Raw genomic sequence first — 21,185 nt, 5'->3', positions numbered from 1 at the left:
TCCGAAGGAGGAAAATTTCAGTAGTATATACTCATAAAAAACAAAAGGGAGGAACTACACATGATGAAAAAAGGAATGGTGGCTTTGCTGTGTGCGGGAATGGTGTTGAGTCTGGCGGCGTGCGGAGGCAGCGGGGATGACGCAAAAGGCGAAAAAGGCGGAAGCTCAAAAAATACCGTGACACTGCTCTCCTGGTATACGGAGGAGCAGATGATGCCTCTGAAAGAGGGCTTTGAAGCGGCCAATTCAGATCTGGAGCTGGAGGTGCAGTTTGTACCGCCGACAGAGCAGTATATTCAGAAGCTGACCCTGCTGATGAACGGGAATGAACCTACGGATCTGTTCTTTATGTGCCCGGAGGTTCGGGAGGACGTGGTTGCGACAGACTTTGCGGAGGATCTTTCCGACATGCCGATCATGGAGAAGCTGAGCGACAACGCAAAAAGGACGCTGGGCGCGGACGGCAAGGTATACGGCCTATCCATGGATTCCTGGGCAAGCTTTATGTTCTACAACAAAGAGATCTTTGAACAGGCGAAGATTGAGAAAACACCGGAGACCTGGGATGAGCTGGTGGAGGATATGGCGAAGATCAAGGAGCTTGGTATCGACCCGATGACCGCGCAGTCCGAGGACGCGGGGAGACTGCTTCTGGGACTATTTGCGTCCAATGAGGCGTCAAAGGATCCGAATGTGGAAGCGGCGCTTGCGGACGGCAGTAAAAAATTTTCCGAGCTGTACAAGGAATCCATGGACGCATGGTATGAGGATGTGATCGAACCGAAATACCTGGGACAGTCCTGCTTAAGCCTGACCAATGACCAGCAGATCGAAATGTTTGTAAACGGGCAGGCGGCCATGATGATCGGCGGGCCTTGGAGCCTTCCGGATTTTGAGGCAAAGAACCCGGATCTGGAATTTGGAACCTTCGGGATTCCCGGATTTGACGGCGAGGTGATGCTGCAGGGCGCGGCGAATGTAGGGATCGGTATTGCAAAGGAAGCAAAAAATAAAGAAGGCGCGGAGAAATTTATGGAATATCTGTCCTCCGAGGACGGGGTTCAGTGCTGGGCCGGCATGTTCGACAATTTTATGAACGCGGCGGATGCGGAGTATACGGTAGCTCCATGTCTGGAGGCATTCAAGACAGATGTGGCGGAAGGCAGAGTGTACTGGCAGACTGTAGAATGGCCGTCTTCCTCCTCCATCCTGGAGGCATATACATCCGCCTGCCAGAGCGTGATCGCAGGGACATCCACACCGGAGGAGGCTCTGGAAGCGGTAGACGACAAGTTTGAGGTCATCTTATCAAATTAGTATATAGACTGGAAAGGGATGAGCAGTTATGAAATTAAAAAAAGAATTACCGTACCTGTGTTTTATACTTCCCGCGTTTCTGGTCTATACCGTGCTGATGCTGTATCCGATGCTCCAGGCGGTAGGGCTGTCATTTACGGACTGGAAGGGCGTTACCTTTGAGAATCTTCATTTTGTGGGGCTGAAAAATTATCTGGATGTTTTTTCGGATAAGCAGATCATTATTTCCATCACCAATACGGTGGTTTATGCCATTGCCGTGCCGATCGCGGTGACGATCCTGGCAATCCCGCTGTCGGTTGCCCTGAATTCCAAAATGAAGACCAGCAACATCCAGAGAGCGGCGTTTTTCTTCCCGTCGGTTCCGAGTGCGCTGGTGCTGGGATTTTTATGGTCCTATATTATGTCACCTCTGGATTATGGACTGCTGAACCGAATGGTCACGGGACTGGGCTTTGACCCGGTCCTCTGGCTGGCGGATCCAAAGATGGCGATGGTATCAGTCATCGTAGTGACCGTGTGGAGCCAGCTTGGCTGGCATGCCTGCATCTACCTGGCACAGCTGCAGAGCGTTTCTGAGGACCTGTACGAGGCGGCCCGGATCGACGGCGCAAATACACTGCAGCTATTTTTCAGAATCACAGTGCCGCAGCTAAAGCCGGCCATGGTCACCAGCGTGATGCTGCTGATGATCTCTTCCCTGAAGGTGTTTGATCTCCCGTTCGCTCTGACAGGCGGCGGGCCGGGATACGCCACGACCATGATATCCCAGGTAATCATTCAGAGAGGTTTTGTAGATAAAATGTATGGAAGATCCATGGCAGCGGCGATCGTATTCTTCTTATTTGTAGCATTTATTACGGTAATCCAGCAGAAAGCGGGGGCAGAAAAAGAATGAGCGCTAAAAAAGTCAGAAATATAGCAGGCGAGATTGCGATGCTTGCATTGTGTATCGTGATACTGATTCCGTTTTACTATCTTGCAGTCAATACATTCAAGACACCTCAGGAAATGTCCGGCTCGCCGCTGGCGCTTCCCCGGAGCGTGACCTTTGAAAATTACGCGAAGGCATTTGAAAACATGGATTTTGCGCGCAGCTTTAGCAATTCCCTGATCATTACCGTGGTCTCGGTAACGCTGATCGTGCTTTTCGGAGCGATGGCGGCCTATCCCATCGCGCGCAGAAAACACAAGATGTATAAAGGACTCCTGGCCTATTTCCTGCTGGGGTATATGGTTCCGGCTCAGACCATCATGATCCCTCTGTATCTTCTGCTGCAGAAAATGCATCTTCTGAACAATATTGTGGGGCTGATCCTGGTATACTCGAGCTGGTGCAATTTTGCGATGTTCCTGTATCAGGGATTTTTTAAAGGGCTTCCGATGGATATTGAAGAGGCTGCCATGATCGATGGCTGCGGCCCGTGGAAATGCTTCTGGCTCGTGGTATTTCCTTTGCTGAAGCCGATCACCACAACGATCATCATCTTTGAGGTTATGTGGGTGTGGAATGATTTCCTCTACCCGTACCTGTTCCTCAGCTCCAACAAGTCCTTTACCCTGGTCATGCAGGTGTATAAAGGCGTGGGACAGTTCAGCAACGACTGGTCTATGATGCTCTCAACCATGGTTCTGGTATTGATTCCGGTGGTGATCTTCTACCTGATCATGCAGAAGCATATCGTAGCCGGGATCACAAGCGGGGCCGTGAAGGGATGATACAGCAAATGAATATCAGAAACAAAGGAGATTTTATATGAATATCATACCAAATGCCCCATTATTCCGGGATCCGATCTACGACGGGGCCGCTGATCCTACGATCCTGTGGAATCCCATGGAACAGGCGTGGTGGATCTTTTATACCAATCGCCGCGCGTTTTCTCCGGGAGTCGGGGTGAGCTATATGCACGGTTCCGACATCGGGATCGCCAGCTCCGATGACGGAGGAAAAAACTGGATCTACCGGGGAAACGCCCAGGGGCTGGATTTTGAGCCGGGGAGAAATACCTGGTGGGCGCCGGAGGTAATCGAGCGCAAAGGAACATTTCACATGTATGTATCCTATGTGCGCGGGATTCCGTTCAGCTGGGAATATCCAAGAAAAATACTCCATTATACGAGTAAGGATCTGTGGAACTGGACATTTGCCGGAGAACCGAAGCTGGCCTCGGACCGGGTGATTGATGCCTGTATCATCCGGCTGCCTGACGGACGCTGGAAGATGTGGTACAAAAATGAGGCAGATCAGGGATTTACTTACAGCGCGCTCAGCACGGATCTGTATCATTGGACCCCCGGCGGCGCGGAGATTACGGATTGTCCCCACGAGGGGCCCAATGTATTTTTCTTCCGGGAAAGATACTGGATGCTCACAGATCCCTGGCATGGGCTTGGGGTGTATGTCAGTGAAGACGCGGTACATTGGAAGAGATGCTCCAATATCCTGCGGGAACCGGGACTGCGCCGGGATGACAGCGGGATCGGAGCGCATGCGGACGTACTGGTGCATAAAGGACGCGCATATATCTTTTATTTTACACACCCGGAGGTCACAGAGGAAGAAAGAAATGATCCGGACTTTGTATGGGAATACCGGCATCGGCGCTCCTCCTTGCAGGCTGCGGAGCTGATCTGCAAGGGTGGGGAACTGGTCTGCGACAGAAATCATGTGGAGATGGATCTGGAGGGGATGTGAAATACGGCGCTCTTTTCCCTTCAAGGAAAAACAGAGCTCTAAAATTATAAAGTATCCGGCGAAACGCGCCAGTGACGCGTTTCGCCGGATGGATCAGTTCCAATTTATCTGCAGCTGTCTCTTCTTTTCCGCGCAATCGGAAAGATAGAGATTGATAAGTGTCTGGTATGGAATACCAGAAAACTTAGACTGTGATTTGAAATAATCTATCGTATCCGCATCAATATTTATGGTGATCTGTTTCTTGAGCTTATTCGTATATGGATTCTTACGAGCCTTGCTGAAATCATATTCTTCCTTCATGACCGCGCCTCCTATGCTTCGCGATAATATCTCGTTTCTGTAGTAGTTGCTTTTCTTGCAGATATAATACGTATAATAGAATCAGATTCCCGATAACAATGACATACCACAAGCAGATTCGTCTTCTTATTAATTTCGTTTTTCTTAGTATCCCATTCAAATTGTATATGCTCCATAATTAAATTATAATTATATGTCAATCCTGTTTTTATTCTGGGAGGTGGACGAATCGGCCAAAATGTATTATCATGAAAGAAAACCGTTGAGCATGAAAACACTCGTTACATGTCACACCCCGACCAATCACCACGCTGATTGGTCGGAAGGATGCACATAAAAGCTGCTATTCAGGCCGCCCATTGCCGAAGGCAATTTTAAATGGCGGCCTGAGTTACAGGGCACACCTGGTCAAGGCGTGACATGTAACAAACACTCGCCGAAATGCAGAAAGGACGAAAACCATGGAACGACACACATTTGCGATGAAAGTAAAAAAGGGACAGATGGACGAATACCGCAGAAGGCTGGGCGGGATCTGGCCGGAGCTGACCGCGTTTCTGGACTGGAATCAAGTGAAGAATTTCAGTATCTGGAATGCCAAGGATCTGATCTTCGGGTATTACGAAACTGCCGGGAACAGGGTGCTTCCCGCAGAAGAGGAGCCAGCCGTCAGGGAATGGACCGAAAGGATGGAAGAGACCTTTGACTGGATCTCCGCGCCGGGAGAGCCCATGCGGCTGATGTACCAGGATTTCGGCATCGTGAGGGAGAGCAAGGAGCTGATCCGCCACAGGATGTTCATGACCCGGTTAAAGCCGGGATGCGAGGAGGAGTACAAGAAACGGCACGACGGGCTGATCGCGAAACGGGGGGATGCCATTACCCAGGGACCGGACAGCAATTTCAGCATCTGGTGCGCGGGCGGCTACATCTTCGGATATGATGAGATCGATACGACCATGGAGAAGGAGCCCACCGAAGCAGATAAGGCATTTACCGTAGAATGGGAAACCCGCCAGCTGGAGATCATGGACTGGATCACCAATGATGTGGACTGGCTGACGGGAGAACACCATGCGGCGAGCGTACGGCTGGCGTGGCATGGGTAGAATGAACCGACCCGATGCAAGCATGTGGAGGATTAGCTCCTCGAGGGGAAAACGCATTCCAGAATTCCCCTGAGGCACCTGTACCGGAGCTTTCAGGCCCGTTCCAGACCATGTATCCAGTCTGATTTAAAGTAATAGACCAGAAATGTCAAAGAGCTGAGAGCCCATGTGAGAGGATAAGCCCAGAAAATCATTTTCATTTCCGGAATGATCCGGACCGCAATCGTAATATAGCTGATCCGAACCACACACCAGAAGACCAGCATAATGATCATAGGTACAGCAGATTTACCGGCTCCCCGCAGGATTCCCGCCATGCAGTGGGAGAATGCGAGAAGGAAGAAGAAAAATGTCTCCGTGCGCGCCTGCGCTGTTCCGATGGCGATGACTTCCGGGGTGCTGTTGAAGGCGGTGATCAGCCAGGGGATACAGACATAGATCAACAGCCCGATCAGCTCCGCGACCGCGACTGTACAGAAAATGCCGAATGCGGCGCCCCGCCTGGCGCGGTCATATTTCTTCGCGCCCAGGTTCTGGCTGATGAAGGTGGTGAGGGCCAGTGAAAAGCAGGTGATCGGCAGGAACACGAACCCCTGGATCTTGGAGTAGGCGCCGCATCCGGCAACGGCCATCTGTCCGAACTGGTTGATATTGGCCTGTACAAATACATTTGCAACGGAGATAATGGAATTCTGGAAGCCGGCCGGGATTCCATTTTCCAGGATCTGCTTTAAAATTTCTTTATTTAATTTCATGTCTCTCAGTTCCAGACGGATATCCTCCGGGCTTTTCATCAGCTGGCGCAGACACAGGAATGCGCTGACAAACTGAGAGATCACGGTAGCCAGCGCGGCCGCCCCTACCCCAAAATGAAATCCGCCGATCAGGATCAGGTCCAGAAGGATATTGATGACGGAGGAGATCACAAGATAGATCAGCGGGTGACGGCTGTCCCCTACGGACTGAAGGATCCCGACGAAAAAGTTATACATCACGAATGCCAGTGATCCGGAAAAATAGATTCGGAAATATGTAATGGAGCTGGGCAGAACCTCGGCCGGAGTTCCCATGAGCACCAGGATCTGCGGCGCGGCAAAGAGACCGATGAAGGTCAGGATCAGACCGCAGATCATACCGAAGGCCGCGGTAGTATGGATGGACAGCCGGAGCTGTTCCGCATTCCGCGCGCCGAAATGTTTGGCAATGACAACACCGGCTCCGATGGCGATCCCGTTGAAAAAGCCGACCATCAGAAAAATCAGGCTGCCGGAGGAACTCACAGCGGCCAGAGCGGCATTTCCGATAAAATTGCCGACGATCAGAGAATCAGCCGTATTATAAAGCTGCTGAAAAAGATTTCCCCAAAAAAGGGGAAACGCAAATGCAACAATACGTTTCCCGATAGAACCATCAGTCATAAGTGTAAAAGAAGAATCTGACATGACGGGAACCCTCCGCTTCAAAAATTTAATGGTAATTGCAATTCAATAAGTATAGGATATCAGCGGGAGAAAATCAAGAGATTCCATGATTTTTCCTGTATTCCCCCGGACTGGGAAAGCTTTCGGTGTTGTACTGTGCCTTTTCGGAACAGTCCGGATTGATATTCCCATGTCAAGCGGAGAGCGTATGGCTTTGTAAAAAGTATCCCGGCGCATGATACTATAAGATAGAAAGGAATTGATCAATATGAAAATGGATAACAGATACCGCAGAGATCATGAGATGGCATATTTTTCCGATGAAAGCGTGTTGGCGGAGCAATTGGTTACGAAGAAGGCCATCCGTGAATACAATACGGTGATGCCCTTTGAAACAGAAAAGGGGATGGAGTGTCTGAACCGAACCGGAATGAAACACGGTAAAAATGTATATTTCGAGCCACCCTTCCATTGCGAATACGGCAGCCATATTGAGGTGGGAGAGAACTTTTATGCCAACACCGGATGCGTCATGCTGGATGTGGCAAAGATCACGATCGGAAAAAATGTGATGTTTGGCCCAAATGTTTCCATCTATACGGCAGGGCATCCGATCCATCCGGAAAGCAGAAATTCCGGATACGAATACGGCATCGCTGTGACTCTTGGTGACAATGTGTGGATCGGGGGAAGCTGTGTGATCCTTCCGGGCGTCAGGATCGGAAATAACACAGTGATCGGAGCGGGCAGCGTGGTGACGAAGGACATTCCCGACAACGTGTGCGCCGCGGGAAATCCCTGCAGGGTGATCCGCGGGATCACGGAGGCGGACAGGCGGTTTTACTATAAGGACCGTAGATTTGACGATGAGGTGTGGGAGAAGATTTGCAAGGCTTCGGAATAGGAGCGGCATAGGAAAAAGTCTTAAATCTGAGTGCGAGTCCGGATATAATTGTAAAAATAGCACCAGTTTAGAACACGGCTTAAGAAAAGCCGCGCCTGTTTATGAACAAGGTGGACCGCGATCCAGATCTGAATGAGACTCTTTTTACCGTGCTGTTTACAGGAAAAATATAGCCTATAATTACGATAACCAGGCGGCCTCCGCATGCTTATCGCTTCGTACGGCAGCAAAACCGATACCAAGCGCCATGATAAAGGGAACCGTCATGGGCCCGGTGGTCACTCCGCCGGAGTCAAACGCGACTGCGACAAAATCCTTTGGAACAAACAATGTCAGAACCGCTACAAGGATATAAAAAAAGATCAAAAGCGTGGATAATGATTTTGAAAACAGCATTCGGAGCATTGCCACAACCAGAAAAAAACCGACTCCGCAGGCAACGGCCAGTATCAATGTATAGTTGGGGATGGACGGAACCTGCTCCGCCAGCACCTGCAGGTCCGGCTCGGAGATAGTGATGACAAATCCCAGCAGAAAGCACAGGAACAGGATCGTTCCCAGGTGCATCGTCTTTGCCATTTTTGTACCCACCTTTTCCCCCATGGGGGTCATGGACAATTCCGCTCCCAGTGTAAAAAACATCATACCGACGATGAGCAGCACTGCCCCGAATAAAAACAGGAGCAGGATGCTGGGCGGAATGGGCGCAATGGTAAAGCTCAAGAGCAGCACGATCCCGATGATCGGCGCGACCGCTTTTAAGGCTTCCTTTAATTTGTCAGAAAATCTGGTCTGGTAATAATTCATGAAACAGTCCTTTCTATAAGTTGTGATTCTTGTGCCTTGCCGCAGAATATCCGGCCGGCAAAACGGCTTTTCCACGGCTGATTTTATTCGAGAAAAAATAACTCGCCATCTGGCTTTTTTTAGTATTATAAATGTTCTATGTATATTTTACAACCATTTCCACCCAATGATTGACAGGCATGATGAGAAATATTATGATACATGATAACAGGCAGCGGATGAAATGATATCTGTATAGCTGGATGCTCCAAACAGTCTCAAATCCGTTCATACAGGTGGAATAATTCGAAATCTTTGAAAAGCGAGGTGTATCGGATGAATGGCAAAATTTACGAATATGATTCTCAGATTTACAGCGCGGATAAAAAGGGCGGCGCTTACGTGATATTTCCTTATGATATCCGGGAAGAGTTCGGCAGGGGGAGGGTCAAGGTGCATGCCTCCTTTGACGGAGAGCCATACGACGGCAGCATTGTAAATATGGGGGTCAGGCACGAGGACGGCAGCATTTGCTATATCATCGGCCTGCGGAAGGATATCCGTGCCCGGATCGCAAAGGAGCCGGGCGACAGCGTGCATGTGACGATACAAGAAAGGGGAGATTGATATGTGGACATGCCCAAAATGCGGGCGCGGTTTTAAAAATACGAACCAGAGCCATTACTGCGGAAAGGCTCCGGAAACGATTGACGAGTATATCTCCGAACAGGCAGAGTATGCACAGCCGTATCTGCGGGAGATCCGGGAGACGATCCGAAAGGCGCTGCCCGAGGCGGAGGAACGCATCTCATGGAGTATGCCGACCTTCTGGAAAAAATATAACATCATCCAGTTTGCCGCGGCCAAAAAGCACGTCGGCCTCTACCCGGGCCCGGAGGCAGTGGAGAGATTCGGCGGACAGCTGAAAGACTACAAGACCAGCAAGGGTACGATCCAGCTTCCATATGACAAGCCCCATCCGCTGGAACTGATCGGTGAGATCGCCAGATGGTGCTATGAAGGGGAAGGAACAGATTAAAATCGCGGTAAGGATTCTCTAGAAAAGAATCCGGCGGATGGTGCCGGGCGCGCAGGCCCGCCGGTGATTTGCGGCCGGACGCATAAGGAACAGGAATAAACCAGTGATCCGGCTGTGATTGATGTGAGGAAAAATAGAATGGAAAATAGTAAAGTATACGGAATGAATTTTACAAAAATATACCAGCTCCTTCTCAATAAGGCGATGAAAAAAGGGAGAACAAAGGAAGAGGCGGATGAGGTCATCCGGTGGCTGACCGGATATAGCCAGGCGGAGTTGGAAAGCATGCAGGGACAAAACATTTCCTACGGAGATTTTTTCCGGAACGCTCCGAAGCCTAACGAAAACAGACATTTGATCAAGGGCGCGGTCTGCGGGGTCAGGGTGGAAAATATCGAGGATCCGCTGATGCGTGAGATCCGGTATCTGGACAAGCTGATTGATGAGCTGGCAAAAGGAAAAACCATGGATAAGATACTGAGAAAATAAATGGAAGAGCCTTTTTGTCCGGCTTGAAATACAATATGAAATGTAGTACACTTATTGATACCCAAGGGCGCCTCATGATCTGCGCCCTTGCAGACCGGGCGGATTCCGTCAGGGTTTATCTGGTTAATCCGGGTTAGGTTATGTTGCAGAAAACAAGATACAGAAGAAGGAGAGAATGTATGAAGCAGGATATGATTGTCATTTTGGACCTGGGCAGTACGGAGAATACGGAGGTTGCCCGTAAAATCCGCGACATGGGTGTGTACACGGAGATCCACCCCCATGACATTTCCCTGGAAGAACTCCAAAAGCTGGAAAATGTGAAAGGGATCATATTAAACGGCGGGGTAAACCGGATTGTGGACGGCTCACCCGTTGAGATCAGCCCCGAGCTTTATGAGTGCGGTTGCCCTATGATGTCCATTGACCACCCCACGGCGAAATGCGATAAAAAATGGGACGCAATGCCGGCGGATGAGGCTATGCGGGAATTTGTCTTTGAAACATGCCGGGCTCAGGCAAATTGGAACATGAAGAATTTTATCGAGGACCAGGTGGAACAGATCCGCAGGCAGGTGGGCGATAGAAAAGTCCTGCTGGCGCTTTCCGGCGGCGTGGATTCCTCGGTTGTTGCTGCTATGCTGATCCGTGCCATCGGCGATCAGCTTACATGTGTTCATGTCAATCACGGCCTGATGCGGAAGGATGAGTCCGAAAGCGTGATTGAGGTGTTCCGAAATCAGCTTCATGCCAACCTGATCTATGTAGACGGTACCGAGCGGTTTTTAGGAAAGCTGGAGGGCGTTTCCGACCCGGAACAAAAGCGCAAGATCATCGGCAGCGAGTTCATCCGCGTATTCGAGGAAGAAGCCAGAAAGCTGGAGGGAATTGATTTCCTGGGACAGGGGACCATTTACCCGGACATCATCGAAAGCGGGACCAAGACCGCGAAGATGGTAAAATCCCACCACAACGTAGGCGGCCTTCCGGAAGATCTGCAGTTTGAGCTTGTGGAGCCCTTAAAGCAGCTCTTCAAGGACGAAGTACGTGCCTGCGGGATGGAGCTGGGGCTTCCTGCTTCCATGGTTTACCGTCAGCCGTTCCCCGGCCCTGGCCTCGGAGTTCGCTGTCTGGGCGCAATCACCAGAGACCGGCTGGCGGCAGTGCGGGAATCCGACGCTATCCTCCGGGAAGAATTTGCAAATGCGGGACTGGACAAAAAGGTATGGCAGTATTTTACCGTAGTTCCGGATTTTAAGTCAGTGGGCGTCAAAAATAACGCCAGATGCTTTGAGTACATGGTGATCATCCGCGCCATCAATACGGTGGACGCAATGAGCGCAACCATCGAACGGATCGACTGGGATGTGCTGCAGAAGATCACGGACAGGATTCTGGCAGAGGTGGAGAATGTGAATCGGGTATGCTATGATATGTCTCCCAAGCCGCCTTCAACGATAGAGTTCGAATAAACAAAAATGCTTAGTAAATCCAGCGTTTATGCGGGTTTGCGGACTTTGGAAAGGTCTTTTGATAACAAATTGATAACAGTCGTTTGAGTGCGATTATTCTTGTTGCCGAATGGTTTGGTGGTGGGAGAATGATTTGCAAGAGGTTTGGACGGCTGGCATAAATCCATATTAGAAACGCCCTTAGCTGTGGGTAGGAACTCATGGCTAAGGGCGTTTTTTGTCGTGCTTTTTAATTGATGAATGGGGGTGATAATTAAAGTGTTTTTTCCATAATGTAATTCGTCAAGGGGATATTTGACCTGATTACCTGCTGTTCCTTAATTGTATTATATCCCCTGTGAAGAAAAAACGGCTTTGCAGTGATGGAAGCATGTGTGGTTATTTTGCTTATTCCAAAAGCGTGTTCCAGTTTATCGCAGATAGCGGTGGCAATCCCTTGGCTTTGATAGTCCTTGTGGACATACAGCCTGTCGAGATAGCCTGTCCTGTCAATATCGCCAAACCCTGCTATGATGCCGCCTTTTATGGCGACAAGCGTAAAATGCTCGGATAATGATTGATTCCATTCATTTATGTTTACATTGCCAGTTGCCCAGACATTTAACTGTTCGTCTGTATAGTCTTTGGCATTTATGGAATGGACGGTCTGATAAAACAGCTCCGCTAAATATTTACAGTCCGAGGGGCGGTATTCTCTGATAATCACGTTTTTTACACCTTCCAATCTGGCTTGGTTAGTCTGGCAGCTTATCTTTGAACGCTTCAACTAAGGCATCGCTCAATTCCTTAGAGGGGGCTTTCGCCCAATGCTGCATGGTGTCAAACTTTGGGTAATTGTACCGCCACTGGTCGTAATCTTCTTTGCTGATTTCCTCGGCAGAGAGTTTTGCAGCCTGTTCCTGCCAAGCGGTAAGCATTTGCAGTAACTCGGCGGCATCCTTATTTTTGTCTTTGTTGACTTTTAAGCAGATTTCACCGTCTGATTCGCTGACGGTAAGACCGTAAATGTCCTCAAGGGCAAATAAGGTGTGCATAAGACCGATGTAGCTGTCAATGTCGGGTATGTCCAGAGCCTGCGGCGCAACGTCAAGAGCCTGCGCCAGTGCAGCCGTCAAGTCTGCCTTTGGCTTGCGTGAGCCAGTTTCATACTGTGCCAGACGCACGTCTGCGCTCCGTTCGGGAAAACCGACAAGCATACCAAGGTATTTCTGTGTCATGCCCCGCATGATGCGGAAAAAATGTATTCTTTCGCCAATCGCCATAATGTTTCACTCCTTGTTCGTATGTTTATAAGGAGTATAGCATATATGCTTAGAAAAAGTCAAGAATAAGCGAAACAAAAAAGTTTAATATTTTCTTGCAAACCTATTGACAGTAGCAAAAATGTTTAGTATTATGAATTAAGCAAAAACGCTTAGAAAGAGAAAGGAGAGGTTGTATGGACAATAAATTTATCCGTGTGGACGAGGTGGCGCAAGAGCTTTCCATATCGAAGCCTTACGCCTACAAGCTCATTAAAAAGTTGAATGACGAGCTGAAGGAGCAGGGATTTATCACGATTGCAGGGAGAGTCAACCGCCAGTATTTCCAAGAAAGGTTTTACGGGGCAGGAGAAAAACAGGGAAGGGAGATGGAATAAATGCCAGTATTTAAGAACGAGGGCAACGGCACATGGTATGTGATGGCTCGGTATGTGAACTGGAAAGGAGAACGGAAACAGAAGTGTAAGCGTGGATTTGCCACAAAACGGGAGGCGCAGGAGTGGGAACGGAAATTCCAGTTGCAAAATTCTGCTGACCTTGACATGGACTTTGAAGCCTTTACGGAGCTTTATGCGAATGATGTCAAGAACCGACTGAAAGAGAACACTTGGCTGACAAAGGAGCATATCATTCGGACGAAGATTCTCCCATATTTTGGAAAGATGAAAATTAGCGGGATTGGCACAAAGGAAATCATTGCATGGCAGAATGAGCTGCTTGCCTACCGTGATGAAAAACGTAATCCCTATTCGCAGACGTATCTGAAAACAGTTCACAATCAGCTTTCAGCGATATTCAACCATGCGGTACGGTATTATGACCTCCGATCCAATCCTGCGGCAAAGGCGGGCAATATGGGGAGCGAGGAACACAAAGAAATGCTGTTCTGGACGAAAGAGGAATATAAGAGGTTTGCGGATGAAATGATGGACAAGCCAGTTTCTTTTTACGCCTTTGAAATGCTTTACTGGTGCGGAATCCGAGAGGGAGAATTATTAGCCTTGACCGCCGCTGATTTCAATTTTGATAGGGAAACAGTCACGATTAACAAATCCTACCAACGTCTACGTGGGGAAGATGTGATTACCTCTCCGAAAACGAAAAAGAGCAACCGCACAATTAAGATGCCAAAGTTTCTCTGTGAGGAAATGCAGGAGTATATCGGTATGCTGTATGGCTTAAAAAAGAAAGACCGTATCTTTACGGTAACAAAAAGCTATCTCCATCACGAGATGGACAGAGGCGCAAAAGCCGCTGGCGTAAAACGCATACGGATTCACGATTTGCGCCACAGCCACATCAGTTTATTGATTGACATGGGGTTCTCGGCGGTGGCGATTGCCGACCGTGTGGGGCATGAGAGCATTGAAATCACTTACCGTTATGCACACCTGTTTCCGTCAAAGCAGGCAGAAATGGCAGACAGGCTTGACGATTTAGGAAAGGGGGATTTTTGATATGTCGGCAAAGAATTTAGACAACTGTAACCGTTGGAGGAACAAGACCGTCGCTTTTCGGGTATCTCCCGAAGAAAGTGAGCGGATTGACAAAGCGGTGCGGCTTTCGGGGCTTACCAAGCAGGACTATATCACAAGGCGACTCTTATGCCAGGACGTGGTGGTGCAGGGAAATCCGAGGGTGTATAAGGCTCTCCGCAATGAGCTTTCCGCCGTCCTTGCAGAATTGCAGAGGATTGAAGCGGGCGGCGTAAATGAAGAACTGCTTGACACAATCGAACTGATTGCCGTTATCCTCGGCGGTCTGAAAGGAGAGTGTGAAGATGGCGAATAAAAAAGAAATGGCTACCCCAAATGTATCTGTTAGCGCAGATACGGAGCAGCCAATTCAAAAATGTACTGACCATAGTATATCCAACTATGACGAAAATATCAATAGTTTTGAGGAAATGCAGAGGGAAATGCTGCGACAGCTAGACCCGTCCTATCTGAAAACCGTATCTATGGCGGCACTTTATGATACGGTATTTGATATACAGCCGCCGCTGATTGATGGTCTGCTCCAAAGGGGAACCTACCTTTTCGTAGGCTCTCCAAAGGTGGGGAAAAGTTTTATGATGGCTCAGATTGCCTACCATATCAGCATTGGAATGCCGTTGTGGGAATACAAGGTGCGGAAAGCGACGGTTTTATATTTTGCGCTTGAAGATGATTACCCACGTCTGCAGAAACGGCTGTTCCAGATGTTCGGTGCAGAAGAAACAGGCAACCTATATTTTGCAACAGAGTGTAAAACGGTCAATGGCGGTTTGGAAGAACAAATCAGAGGGTTTATGCAGGAACATCCCGAAACTGGTTTAATAATCATAGACACCTTAAAGCGTGTCCGTGAAGCTGGCGGTGCAGATTACAGTTACGCAAGCGACTATGACATTGTGGCAAGGCTCAAAGCATTGGCAGACAGTTACAAAGTTACGATGCTCATTGTCCATCACACCCGAAAGCAGAAAGCGGAAGATATTTTTGATATGATTTCGGGAACAAATGGACTGATGGGTGCAGCAGACGGAGCATTTGTTCTCAGCAAGGAAAAGCGAATTTCCAATAACGCCACGCTTGATGTGGCAGGCAGAGACCAGCAGGATATGAAAGTCCATCTTGTGAGAGATGCCGAGCGTTTGGTGTGGAACTTTGAAAAGTCGGAAACAGAGCTGTGGAAAGAGCCGCCAGAGCCTTTACTTGAAAAAATAGCAGCTACTCTTTTTTCGGAGAGTGATAGTTGGGAGGGGACAGCTTCGGAGCTTTGTGAAAGGCTCGGCGTGGATATAAAACCGAATGTGCTTTCCCTTAGGCTTAGCATCAACGCAAGCAAGCTGTTCCGTGATTACGGTATCCGCTATCAGAACAGCCGTACCCACAATGGCAGAAAGGTTTCCCTTTGGAAAGAGATTAATGGGGAAGCGTGACAAACGGTGTCAAAGGTGACAATGTTTATGAGCGCAGGGGCGTTGTCTAAAACATTGTCACCATCGTCACACATTGACACTGTTTGAAGTTTGGCGGAGAGTGCAGAGAGTGCCTTTTCAAAGGCGGCTCTGTCTCGTCTGCCGACTCGGTCGGTTCGCAGCTTGTGTGCCACTGGCACACGCTCACCCCTCGGAGAGCGCAAAACCCGCCTGCGGGTTGCATTTTTGTTGGCACAGCCGACAAAAGTGCTTTTGCGTTACTTTCGGGAAAGTAACAAAGCCTACCAGCCGAAAAGAAAGGGCGTGATTTTATAAGACGGACGATTAGTGCAATGGTGGGGAAAGGCTCGGTCAACCATAACAGCCGAAAATTTAAGGCTGAAAATGTGGATGGAGAGCGTTCACGCTTTAATGTAGACTATTGCAATGAGAATATAAAGAAAGTGTATCATAAGCTATTTGATGAAGCATTGCAGAGATATAACGAGAAACAGACAAGGACAGACCGACGCATTGCCGATTATTACGAGAAGATACGGAACTCAAAGCAGGAAAAACCGTTCCATGAACTGATTTTGCAAATTGGCGATAAGGAAAATATGAGCGCAGGAAGTGAAAACGGACAGCTTGCAAGGCAGATTTTAGATGAATATTATCATGGATTCCAAGAACGAAACCCTAATCTCTATGTATTTTCTGCTCATATCCATATGGACGAAGCAACGCCGCATCTGCATATTGATTTCGTTCCGTTCACGACTGGCAGCAAGCGTGGGCTTGATACAAGGGTATCACTGAAACAGGCGTTAGCGGCGCAGGGATTCAAAGGCGGCTCCCGTGGCGATACGGAGTGGAGCCAGTGGGTACAGTCCGAAAAAGAGAGTCTTGCCGCTGTGATGGGGCGGCATGGCATTGAATGGGAGCATAAGGGGACACATGAGAAACATTTATCCGTTCTTGATTATAAAAAGCAGGAGCGGGAAAAAGAGGTCGTCCAGCTTGAGGGGCAGATTTCGGAGAAAAAAGAGGAATTTCAAGCATTGTCGAATAGGGTGGCGAATTACGACAAAGGTATGAATAACCTAAAAACACTGGAACAGGCGTTTGACACTTCTCCAGAGTACCAGTTGGCAGAGCCGCAGGGATTCATGTCTGCGAAGTCATATAGAAACAAAGTGGCAGAGCCTTTGGTGCAAAAGCTGAAATCACTTGTTAGAACGGCTCTTATAAGGTGCTTTGAAGCGTGGGACGGCTACTATCGGCTGAATGCCACAAATAGCAATCTCCACCGTGAAAATGAAGGGTTAAGGAAAACCAATGAGAAACTGGCGAGGGAGAATGAAAACCTCCGTGCGGAAAACAAAGATTATAAGCTTCTCCGTAAGGCATTTGGAAGTAAGCAGATAGACAATCTTTTAGGGCAGGCAAAAGCGGTACAGCAGTCTAAGCAGCGTGGGAAACGTTTTAGAAGCAATCAAGAGGAAAGGTAGGAAAAACACTATGGAAAACAGGATTTATGACGAAAAAAACAGTCTTTGGTATGCAAAGAAAGGCGACTATTACCTCCCAGAGCTTGCATTACCTCCCGAAGAACAAAAGCTGATTGGTATTTGGGGACAGCGGGATTTGCGGTATCTTAAAGAGCATAAACAGTTCGTTTACCTCAATCTGCTGACAAGCGGCAGGCTGAATGAATACCTTGCAAACGTAGATGAACAGGCAGAGGATATGTTTTCTCGGCTGGTAAAGGAATATGCCGAAAGGCAGGGAGTGACGGAACGGTTAAAGGCAGAAAATCAGCTTTTATGGGTTCAAAAAATGAATAATATTCGGGCTTGTGTGAGGGAGGTTGTGGAGGGCGAGTGTATCTATTCGTAGTGATAAGTGGCACTCCTGCGATATGTGGGAGTGCCGTTCAATTAAGCAAAAGTAGTTCGGGGAATTGAAAAATCTCATAAATTCGTGTATACTTAAAAAAATTAGACTGAGAAATCGGAATTTGGGGAAATGACATGGATAAGAAAACAGAAGAATCAAGAATTGCGTACAATAAAATAGCATTTGAATATGATACATCAAGAGAAGGACAATATACCAGTTTTCACATTAACGAACTATCTAATATAATAGATTTGAGCGAAGGTGATATTGTTCTTGATGTTGCATGTGGAAATGGAACTCTTTTGAGGGAATTATCGAAAAAAGCAAAAATACAAGCAAATGGAATAGATGTATCAGAAAACATGATTCATGCCGCAAAAATGCGTTATCCTAATATGAATTTTGAGGTAAAGTCTTGTTATCCACTTGAATGGAAAGATGAAAGTATTGATATTATAACGATATGTTGCGCATTTCATCATTTTGATAATCCGCAAGGATTTGTAAATGAATGTAAAAGAGTCTTAAAGAGGAATGGTACAGTGTATATAGCTGACCCTAACTTTGGAGCAGTACTTAGATTTCTCGCAAATAAATTTTGGTTGCCTTTTTCAAAAAGTGGAGATGTGAGGATATATAGCAAAAAAGAGTTAGAGGTTATTTTTTATAATTCTGAATTTAAAACCGTACAGGTTTATAGAAAGGATAGAGGGGTGTTTCTTAAAGCTAAAAAGTAGCAATAAATTCCGAATTTGTAAAGGAGCAAACTATGTCAGTCAATATAGCAGAAACATTTGAGTTATTGCTAGATAAAAATAATAATGTTGCATACAAGGCATTACAGTTGTTACAAAAAGAAAGTGAAGAAAGAAATTGTGTTTATCCTTACATGCACAGGTTGAGTGATATGCTTGATAGTGAAAATTCCTATATTCGCACAAGAGGTCTTACATTACTTGCCTATAATGCAAAATGGGATAAAGATAACAAAATTGATGAAATCATTGATAAATATTTAAAACACATAACAGATATTAAGCCTATTACAGCAAGACAATGTATTAAATTGTTGCCAATTATTGCGGAATATAAGCCAGAATTGAAGAATGATATTCTTTCTGCACTTCATAAGGCAAATATATCTATTTATGGCGATAGTATGCAATCGTTGGTTCATAAGGATATTCAAAAGGTATTGAATGAAATACAAAATTTGTAAAAACGTAACTTTTTGTTTATCGGTAAGTTGCATACGAAGAAAAGTCGGGATTGAGGAACGTATGATATGAAGATAATAAACAGAGACATAGATAGCGGAAAACCCTTTGACTGGGGGAAAACATCTTTTGATTATGCGAAATTCCGTGACATTTATCCGCAGGAGTTTTATCAAAAAATTGTTGGTCGTAAATTATGCTTAGATGGACAATCTATCCTTGATATCGGAACAGGGACGGGGGTTCTTCCTAGAAATATGTACCAGTATGGGGCGAAGTGGACAGCTGCGGATATTTCGGAAAACCAAATCGAACAAGCGAAAATTCTTTCAAAGGGTATGGATATAAATTATCATGTTGTATCAACAGAGGATATCAGTTTTTCGGACAACTCTTTTGATGTAATTACAGCGTGCCAGTGCTTTTGGTATTTCGACCATGAGACTGTTATGCCTAAGTTTTATCGTATGCTGAAACAAGGGGGAAGTATTCTTGTATTATATATGGCATGGCTGCCATTTGAGGATGAAATTGCAGGAGCCAGTGAAAAACTTGTTTTAAAATATAATCCAAAGTGGAGTGGCGCAGGGGAAACGAAACATCCGATAGACATACCAGATTGTTATAAAGAAAACTTTGAGCTTGTATATCATGAAGAATTTAATCTGGAAATACTATTTACCCGTGAAAGCTGGAATGGGAGAATGAAGGCTTGCCGTGGAATTGGTGCTTCGCTTACCGAGAAAGAGATTTCGATGTGGGAGCAAGAGCATATGACACTCCTTGAACAAATTGCGCCGAATGAATTTGATATTTTGCATTATATTGCTATTGCAGAACTTAAAAAGCATTAAATTTCGTTTGTTGAATTGATATATATGAGGTTTTATATAAACATGGATTATAAAATTCGAGAAATTAGAAAAAATGAATATCCAATATTATCTGATTTTCTGTACGAAGCAATTTTTATTCCAGAGGGCATGGACAAGCCGCCAAAATCTATTATCGAACGGCCAGAGCTGCAAGTATATATTAAGGATTTTGGAAAAGCGGATGATTGGTGTTTCGTTGTGGAAATAAAAGAGAAGATTGTAGGCGCAGTATGGGTTCGTATTATGAATGATTATGGGCATATTGATGATGAAACGCCCTCATTTGCTATTTCACTGTATGAGGAATATAGGAATATGGGCATTGGTACAGCACTTATGAGAGATATGCTTGAATTTTTAAAGAATAAAGGCTATAAGCGGACGTCTCTTTCTGTACAGAAGGTAAATTATGCAGTTCGTATGTATCAGAAAGTAGGTTTTGAAGTCATTGACGAAAATGAAGAAGAATGCATCATGGTTTGTCGGTTGTGATGGGGAGGGAGGGTATGTGTAAATGACTGGTAATTTAGATGAAAAAGCGGTAAAGGAAGTTTTAAAAAGGATTATTAAGAATAATAACAACATTCCGTATAAGGCTAAAGCAGAGATAAAAGCGATAATAGAATTGGAACACAATCCAGAAAAATTGCTGCAAGAGTGCCTGCTGTATATGCTGTCATATAAGGGATAATCTGTGTTAAAGGAAGTAGTTGGAGATAATGAAGAATATGAAAATAGATGCCAATGGAACAGAAATCAGAGTAATGGGTGATGTCGTAAATGAAGAAGCTTATATTTCTTTAACGGATATTGCCAAATATAAAAATCCAGACAATGCTTTTATCGTGGTTGCGAACTGGATGCGTAATCATTCCACAATCTCATTTTTGGGTTTGTGGGAACAGATTCATAATCCCAATTTTAAACCTATCGAATTCGATAGGTTTAAAGCGGAGTCGGGAGATAATGCATTTACATTGACGCCGCAACAGTGGATAAAAGCAACAGACGCAATCGGTATTATATCAAAATCAGGACGATACGGAGGTACATATGCCCATACAGATATAGCCTTTGAATTTGCGTCTTGGATTTCACCAGAATTTAAACTCTATATTATCAAGGACTACTAGCGGTTAAAGAAAGAAGAATCAAACCGATTAGCGATTGGGTGGGATGCCAAGAGGGAACTATCAAAAATAAATTACCGTATTCATACAGATGCAGTAAAGGAATTTCTGATAACACCGACACTATCCCCGCAGGAAATGGCATATACATACGCATCCGAAGCAGATAATCTTAATATGGCGTTGTTTGGCAAGACAGCGGCACAATGGAGAAACGAAAAGGGGATAAGCGGAAAAACACCTAATATAAGAGATTTTGCTTCGGCAGAGGAATTAGTTGTACTTATCAATTTGGAAGATACCAATGCTGATTTGATAAGACAAGGGTTATCTAACATTGAACGATTAAAGATATTAAG

General features: G+C 46.4%; 25 protein-coding genes and 2 pseudogenes. 22 read left to right on the top strand and 5 right to left on the bottom strand.

Annotation, left to right across the window (positions count from 1 at the left end):
- The first annotated feature begins 60 nt into the window (after positions 1-60).
- From ACTOY7_RS09015 to ACTOY7_RS09000, 4 genes are read left to right on the top strand one after another with little or no spacing between them, the layout of a single operon-like run.
- Positions 61-1,317, top strand: a complete 1,257-nt coding sequence (locus tag ACTOY7_RS09015) for an ABC transporter substrate-binding protein (protein ID WP_160284303.1) — start codon at positions 61-63, stop codon at positions 1,315-1,317.
- Positions 1,318-1,345: 28 nt separating this feature from the next.
- Complete coding sequence (locus tag ACTOY7_RS09010; protein ID WP_300824897.1) at positions 1,346-2,215, top strand: carbohydrate ABC transporter permease; 870 nt, start codon at positions 1,346-1,348, stop codon at positions 2,213-2,215.
- The gene (locus ACTOY7_RS09005; RefSeq protein WP_482670721.1) at positions 2,212-3,036 is read left to right on the top strand and encodes a carbohydrate ABC transporter permease; all 825 of its coding nucleotides are present in this window, start codon (positions 2,212-2,214) and stop codon (positions 3,034-3,036) included. The genes ACTOY7_RS09010 and ACTOY7_RS09005 overlap by 4 nt, the downstream gene beginning before the upstream one ends.
- Positions 3,037-3,073: 37 nt before the next feature.
- Complete coding sequence (locus ACTOY7_RS09000) at positions 3,074-4,015, top strand: glycoside hydrolase family protein (RefSeq protein ID WP_482670720.1); 942 nt, start codon at positions 3,074-3,076, stop codon at positions 4,013-4,015.
- 93 nt (positions 4,016-4,108) lie between these two features.
- On the opposite strand, the gene ACTOY7_RS08995 is transcribed toward ACTOY7_RS09000, so the two are convergent.
- Positions 4,109-4,318, bottom strand: coding sequence for a BrnA antitoxin family protein (locus ACTOY7_RS08995; protein ID WP_300824900.1), 210 nt, complete (start codon positions 4,316-4,318; stop codon positions 4,109-4,111).
- A gap of 461 nt (positions 4,319-4,779) precedes the next feature.
- On the opposite strand from ACTOY7_RS08995, the gene ACTOY7_RS08990 reads away from it, so the two are divergent.
- Positions 4,780-5,427, top strand: a complete 648-nt coding sequence (locus tag ACTOY7_RS08990) for an L-rhamnose mutarotase (protein ID WP_482670719.1) — start codon at positions 4,780-4,782, stop codon at positions 5,425-5,427.
- Positions 5,428-5,519: 92 nt separating this feature from the next.
- Here the strand turns inward: ACTOY7_RS08990 and ACTOY7_RS08985 are convergent, their stop codons facing one another.
- On the bottom strand, positions 5,520-6,869 hold the full coding sequence (locus ACTOY7_RS08985) for an MATE family efflux transporter (RefSeq protein ID WP_482670718.1): 1,350 nt from the start codon (positions 6,867-6,869) through the stop codon (positions 5,520-5,522).
- A 247-nt stretch (positions 6,870-7,116) separates the two neighbouring features.
- Here ACTOY7_RS08985 and ACTOY7_RS08980 point away from each other — a divergent pair, with 247 nt between their 5' ends.
- Positions 7,117-7,752 carry a sugar O-acetyltransferase gene (locus tag ACTOY7_RS08980; protein ID WP_482670717.1) on the top strand — a complete coding sequence of 212 codons (636 nt, stop codon included), beginning with the start codon at positions 7,117-7,119 and terminating at the stop codon, positions 7,750-7,752.
- A 198-nt stretch (positions 7,753-7,950) separates the two neighbouring features.
- On the opposite strand, the pseudogene ACTOY7_RS08975 reads toward ACTOY7_RS08980, so the two are convergent.
- Positions 7,951-8,559, bottom strand: a pseudogene (locus ACTOY7_RS08975) (DUF1538 domain-containing protein); the annotation flags it as partial.
- Positions 8,560-8,874: 315 nt separating this feature from the next.
- Between ACTOY7_RS08975 and ACTOY7_RS08970 the strand changes: the two are divergent.
- The 4 genes from ACTOY7_RS08970 (at position 8,875) to guaA (ending at position 11,538) form a co-directional block, all read left to right on the top strand.
- A complete protein-coding gene (locus tag ACTOY7_RS08970; RefSeq protein ID WP_160284311.1) occupies positions 8,875-9,165 on the top strand; it encodes a DUF1905 domain-containing protein in 291 nt (96 codons plus the stop codon).
- Position 9,166: 1 nt separating this feature from the next.
- Positions 9,167-9,577: an iron chaperone gene (locus ACTOY7_RS08965; RefSeq protein ID WP_482670716.1), complete on the top strand. Its 411-nt coding sequence runs from the start codon at positions 9,167-9,169 to the stop codon at positions 9,575-9,577.
- Between the two features lie 138 nt (positions 9,578-9,715).
- A complete protein-coding gene (locus tag ACTOY7_RS08960) occupies positions 9,716-10,066 on the top strand; it encodes a DUF2200 domain-containing protein (protein ID WP_482670715.1) in 351 nt (116 codons plus the stop codon).
- Positions 10,067-10,245: 179 nt separating this feature from the next.
- Positions 10,246-11,538 (top strand): glutamine-hydrolyzing GMP synthase, encoded by a 1,293-nt coding sequence (guaA, locus tag ACTOY7_RS08955; protein WP_160284290.1) that lies wholly within the window; start codon positions 10,246-10,248, stop codon positions 11,536-11,538.
- 253 nt (positions 11,539-11,791) lie between these two features.
- Here guaA and ACTOY7_RS08950 read toward each other — a convergent pair whose 3' ends face one another.
- Both ACTOY7_RS08950 and ACTOY7_RS08945 read right to left on the bottom strand, forming a co-directional pair.
- Entirely contained in the window at positions 11,792-12,244 is a 453-nt protein-coding gene (locus ACTOY7_RS08950) for a GNAT family N-acetyltransferase (RefSeq protein WP_482670714.1), read from the bottom strand.
- Between the two features lie 28 nt (positions 12,245-12,272).
- Positions 12,273-12,800, bottom strand: a complete 528-nt coding sequence (locus tag ACTOY7_RS08945) for a helix-turn-helix domain-containing protein (protein ID WP_482672670.1) — start codon at positions 12,798-12,800, stop codon at positions 12,273-12,275.
- Positions 12,801-12,976: 176 nt separating this feature from the next.
- On the opposite strand from ACTOY7_RS08945, the gene ACTOY7_RS08940 reads away from it, so the two are divergent.
- The 12 genes and pseudogenes from ACTOY7_RS08940 to ACTOY7_RS08885 form a co-directional block, all read left to right on the top strand.
- Positions 12,977-13,177: a helix-turn-helix transcriptional regulator gene (locus tag ACTOY7_RS08940; RefSeq protein ID WP_120390802.1), complete on the top strand. Its 201-nt coding sequence runs from the start codon at positions 12,977-12,979 to the stop codon at positions 13,175-13,177.
- Positions 13,178-14,257, top strand: a complete 1,080-nt coding sequence (locus ACTOY7_RS08935) for a site-specific integrase (protein ID WP_482672464.1) — start codon at positions 13,178-13,180, stop codon at positions 14,255-14,257. It abuts the gene before it with no gap.
- A gap of 1 nt (position 14,258) precedes the next feature.
- Positions 14,259-14,591, top strand: coding sequence for a plasmid mobilization protein (locus ACTOY7_RS08930; protein ID WP_268766769.1), 333 nt, complete (start codon positions 14,259-14,261; stop codon positions 14,589-14,591).
- On the top strand, positions 14,581-15,723 hold the full coding sequence (locus ACTOY7_RS08925) for an AAA family ATPase (RefSeq protein ID WP_482672669.1): 1,143 nt from the start codon (positions 14,581-14,583) through the stop codon (positions 15,721-15,723). The genes ACTOY7_RS08930 and ACTOY7_RS08925 overlap by 11 nt, the downstream gene beginning before the upstream one ends.
- A 332-nt stretch (positions 15,724-16,055) precedes the next feature.
- Positions 16,056-17,213 carry a plasmid recombination protein gene (locus ACTOY7_RS08920; protein WP_482672668.1) on the top strand — a complete coding sequence of 386 codons (1,158 nt, stop codon included), beginning with the start codon at positions 16,056-16,058 and terminating at the stop codon, positions 17,211-17,213.
- Between the two features lie 10 nt (positions 17,214-17,223).
- Positions 17,224-17,601, top strand: coding sequence for a TnpV protein (locus ACTOY7_RS08915; RefSeq protein WP_004078022.1), 378 nt, complete (start codon positions 17,224-17,226; stop codon positions 17,599-17,601).
- A gap of 134 nt (positions 17,602-17,735) precedes the next feature.
- Positions 17,736-18,341, top strand: coding sequence for a class I SAM-dependent methyltransferase (locus ACTOY7_RS08910; protein WP_016304101.1), 606 nt, complete (start codon positions 17,736-17,738; stop codon positions 18,339-18,341).
- Positions 18,342-18,373: 32 nt separating this feature from the next.
- Entirely contained in the window at positions 18,374-18,823 is a 450-nt protein-coding gene (locus ACTOY7_RS08905; RefSeq protein ID WP_004078014.1) for a HEAT-like fold family protein, read from the top strand.
- Positions 18,824-18,889: 66 nt separating this feature from the next.
- The gene (locus tag ACTOY7_RS08900) at positions 18,890-19,675 is read left to right on the top strand and encodes a class I SAM-dependent methyltransferase (protein WP_482672667.1); all 786 of its coding nucleotides are present in this window, start codon (positions 18,890-18,892) and stop codon (positions 19,673-19,675) included.
- 42 nt (positions 19,676-19,717) lie between these two features.
- Entirely contained in the window at positions 19,718-20,188 is a 471-nt protein-coding gene (locus ACTOY7_RS08895; protein WP_004078010.1) for a GNAT family N-acetyltransferase, read from the top strand.
- Positions 20,189-20,210: 22 nt separating this feature from the next.
- Positions 20,211-20,387, top strand: a complete 177-nt coding sequence (locus ACTOY7_RS08890; protein ID WP_004078008.1) for a hypothetical protein — start codon at positions 20,211-20,213, stop codon at positions 20,385-20,387.
- Between the two features lie 28 nt (positions 20,388-20,415).
- Positions 20,416-21,185: pseudogene (locus tag ACTOY7_RS08885) on the top strand (KilA-N domain-containing protein); the annotation flags it as partial.

The organism is Schaedlerella sp., from assembly GCF_056796775.1.
The sequence above is the reverse complement of the archived record's forward strand: the minus strand, read 5'-3'. Positions and strand labels throughout refer to the sequence as shown.

Bases quoted from the DNA above. Each gene is read 5' to 3' on its own strand.
- ACTOY7_RS09015 (WP_160284303.1), top strand. From the start codon at position 61: ATGATGAAAAAAGGAATGGTGGCTTTGCTGTGTGCGGGAATGGTGTTG.
- ACTOY7_RS09010 (WP_300824897.1), top strand. From the start codon at position 1,346: ATGAAATTAAAAAAAGAATTACCGTACCTGTGTTTTATACTTCCCGCG.
- ACTOY7_RS09005 (WP_482670721.1), top strand. From the start codon at position 2,212: ATGAGCGCTAAAAAAGTCAGAAATATAGCAGGCGAGATTGCGATGCTT.
- ACTOY7_RS09000 (WP_482670720.1), top strand. From the start codon at position 3,074: ATGAATATCATACCAAATGCCCCATTATTCCGGGATCCGATCTACGAC.
- ACTOY7_RS08995 (WP_300824900.1), bottom strand. From the start codon at position 4,318: ATGAAGGAAGAATATGATTTCAGCAAGGCTCGTAAGAATCCATATACG.
- ACTOY7_RS08990 (WP_482670719.1), top strand. From the start codon at position 4,780: ATGGAACGACACACATTTGCGATGAAAGTAAAAAAGGGACAGATGGAC.
- ACTOY7_RS08985 (WP_482670718.1), bottom strand. From the start codon at position 6,869: ATGTCAGATTCTTCTTTTACACTTATGACTGATGGTTCTATCGGGAAA.
- ACTOY7_RS08980 (WP_482670717.1), top strand. From the start codon at position 7,117: ATGAAAATGGATAACAGATACCGCAGAGATCATGAGATGGCATATTTT.
- ACTOY7_RS08970 (WP_160284311.1), top strand. From the start codon at position 8,875: ATGAATGGCAAAATTTACGAATATGATTCTCAGATTTACAGCGCGGAT.
- ACTOY7_RS08965 (WP_482670716.1), top strand. From the start codon at position 9,167: ATGTGGACATGCCCAAAATGCGGGCGCGGTTTTAAAAATACGAACCAG.
- ACTOY7_RS08960 (WP_482670715.1), top strand. From the start codon at position 9,716: ATGGAAAATAGTAAAGTATACGGAATGAATTTTACAAAAATATACCAG.
- guaA (WP_160284290.1), top strand. From the start codon at position 10,246: ATGAAGCAGGATATGATTGTCATTTTGGACCTGGGCAGTACGGAGAAT.
- ACTOY7_RS08945 (WP_482672670.1), bottom strand. From the start codon at position 12,800: ATGGCGATTGGCGAAAGAATACATTTTTTCCGCATCATGCGGGGCATG.
- ACTOY7_RS08940 (WP_120390802.1), top strand. From the start codon at position 12,977: ATGGACAATAAATTTATCCGTGTGGACGAGGTGGCGCAAGAGCTTTCC.
- ACTOY7_RS08935 (WP_482672464.1), top strand. From the start codon at position 13,178: ATGCCAGTATTTAAGAACGAGGGCAACGGCACATGGTATGTGATGGCT.
- ACTOY7_RS08930 (WP_268766769.1), top strand. From the start codon at position 14,259: ATGTCGGCAAAGAATTTAGACAACTGTAACCGTTGGAGGAACAAGACC.
- ACTOY7_RS08925 (WP_482672669.1), top strand. From the start codon at position 14,581: ATGGCGAATAAAAAAGAAATGGCTACCCCAAATGTATCTGTTAGCGCA.
- ACTOY7_RS08920 (WP_482672668.1), top strand. From the start codon at position 16,056: ATGGTGGGGAAAGGCTCGGTCAACCATAACAGCCGAAAATTTAAGGCT.
- ACTOY7_RS08915 (WP_004078022.1), top strand. From the start codon at position 17,224: ATGGAAAACAGGATTTATGACGAAAAAAACAGTCTTTGGTATGCAAAG.
- ACTOY7_RS08910 (WP_016304101.1), top strand. From the start codon at position 17,736: ATGGATAAGAAAACAGAAGAATCAAGAATTGCGTACAATAAAATAGCA.
- ACTOY7_RS08905 (WP_004078014.1), top strand. From the start codon at position 18,374: ATGTCAGTCAATATAGCAGAAACATTTGAGTTATTGCTAGATAAAAAT.
- ACTOY7_RS08900 (WP_482672667.1), top strand. From the start codon at position 18,890: ATGAAGATAATAAACAGAGACATAGATAGCGGAAAACCCTTTGACTGG.
- ACTOY7_RS08895 (WP_004078010.1), top strand. From the start codon at position 19,718: ATGGATTATAAAATTCGAGAAATTAGAAAAAATGAATATCCAATATTA.
- ACTOY7_RS08890 (WP_004078008.1), top strand. From the start codon at position 20,211: ATGACTGGTAATTTAGATGAAAAAGCGGTAAAGGAAGTTTTAAAAAGG.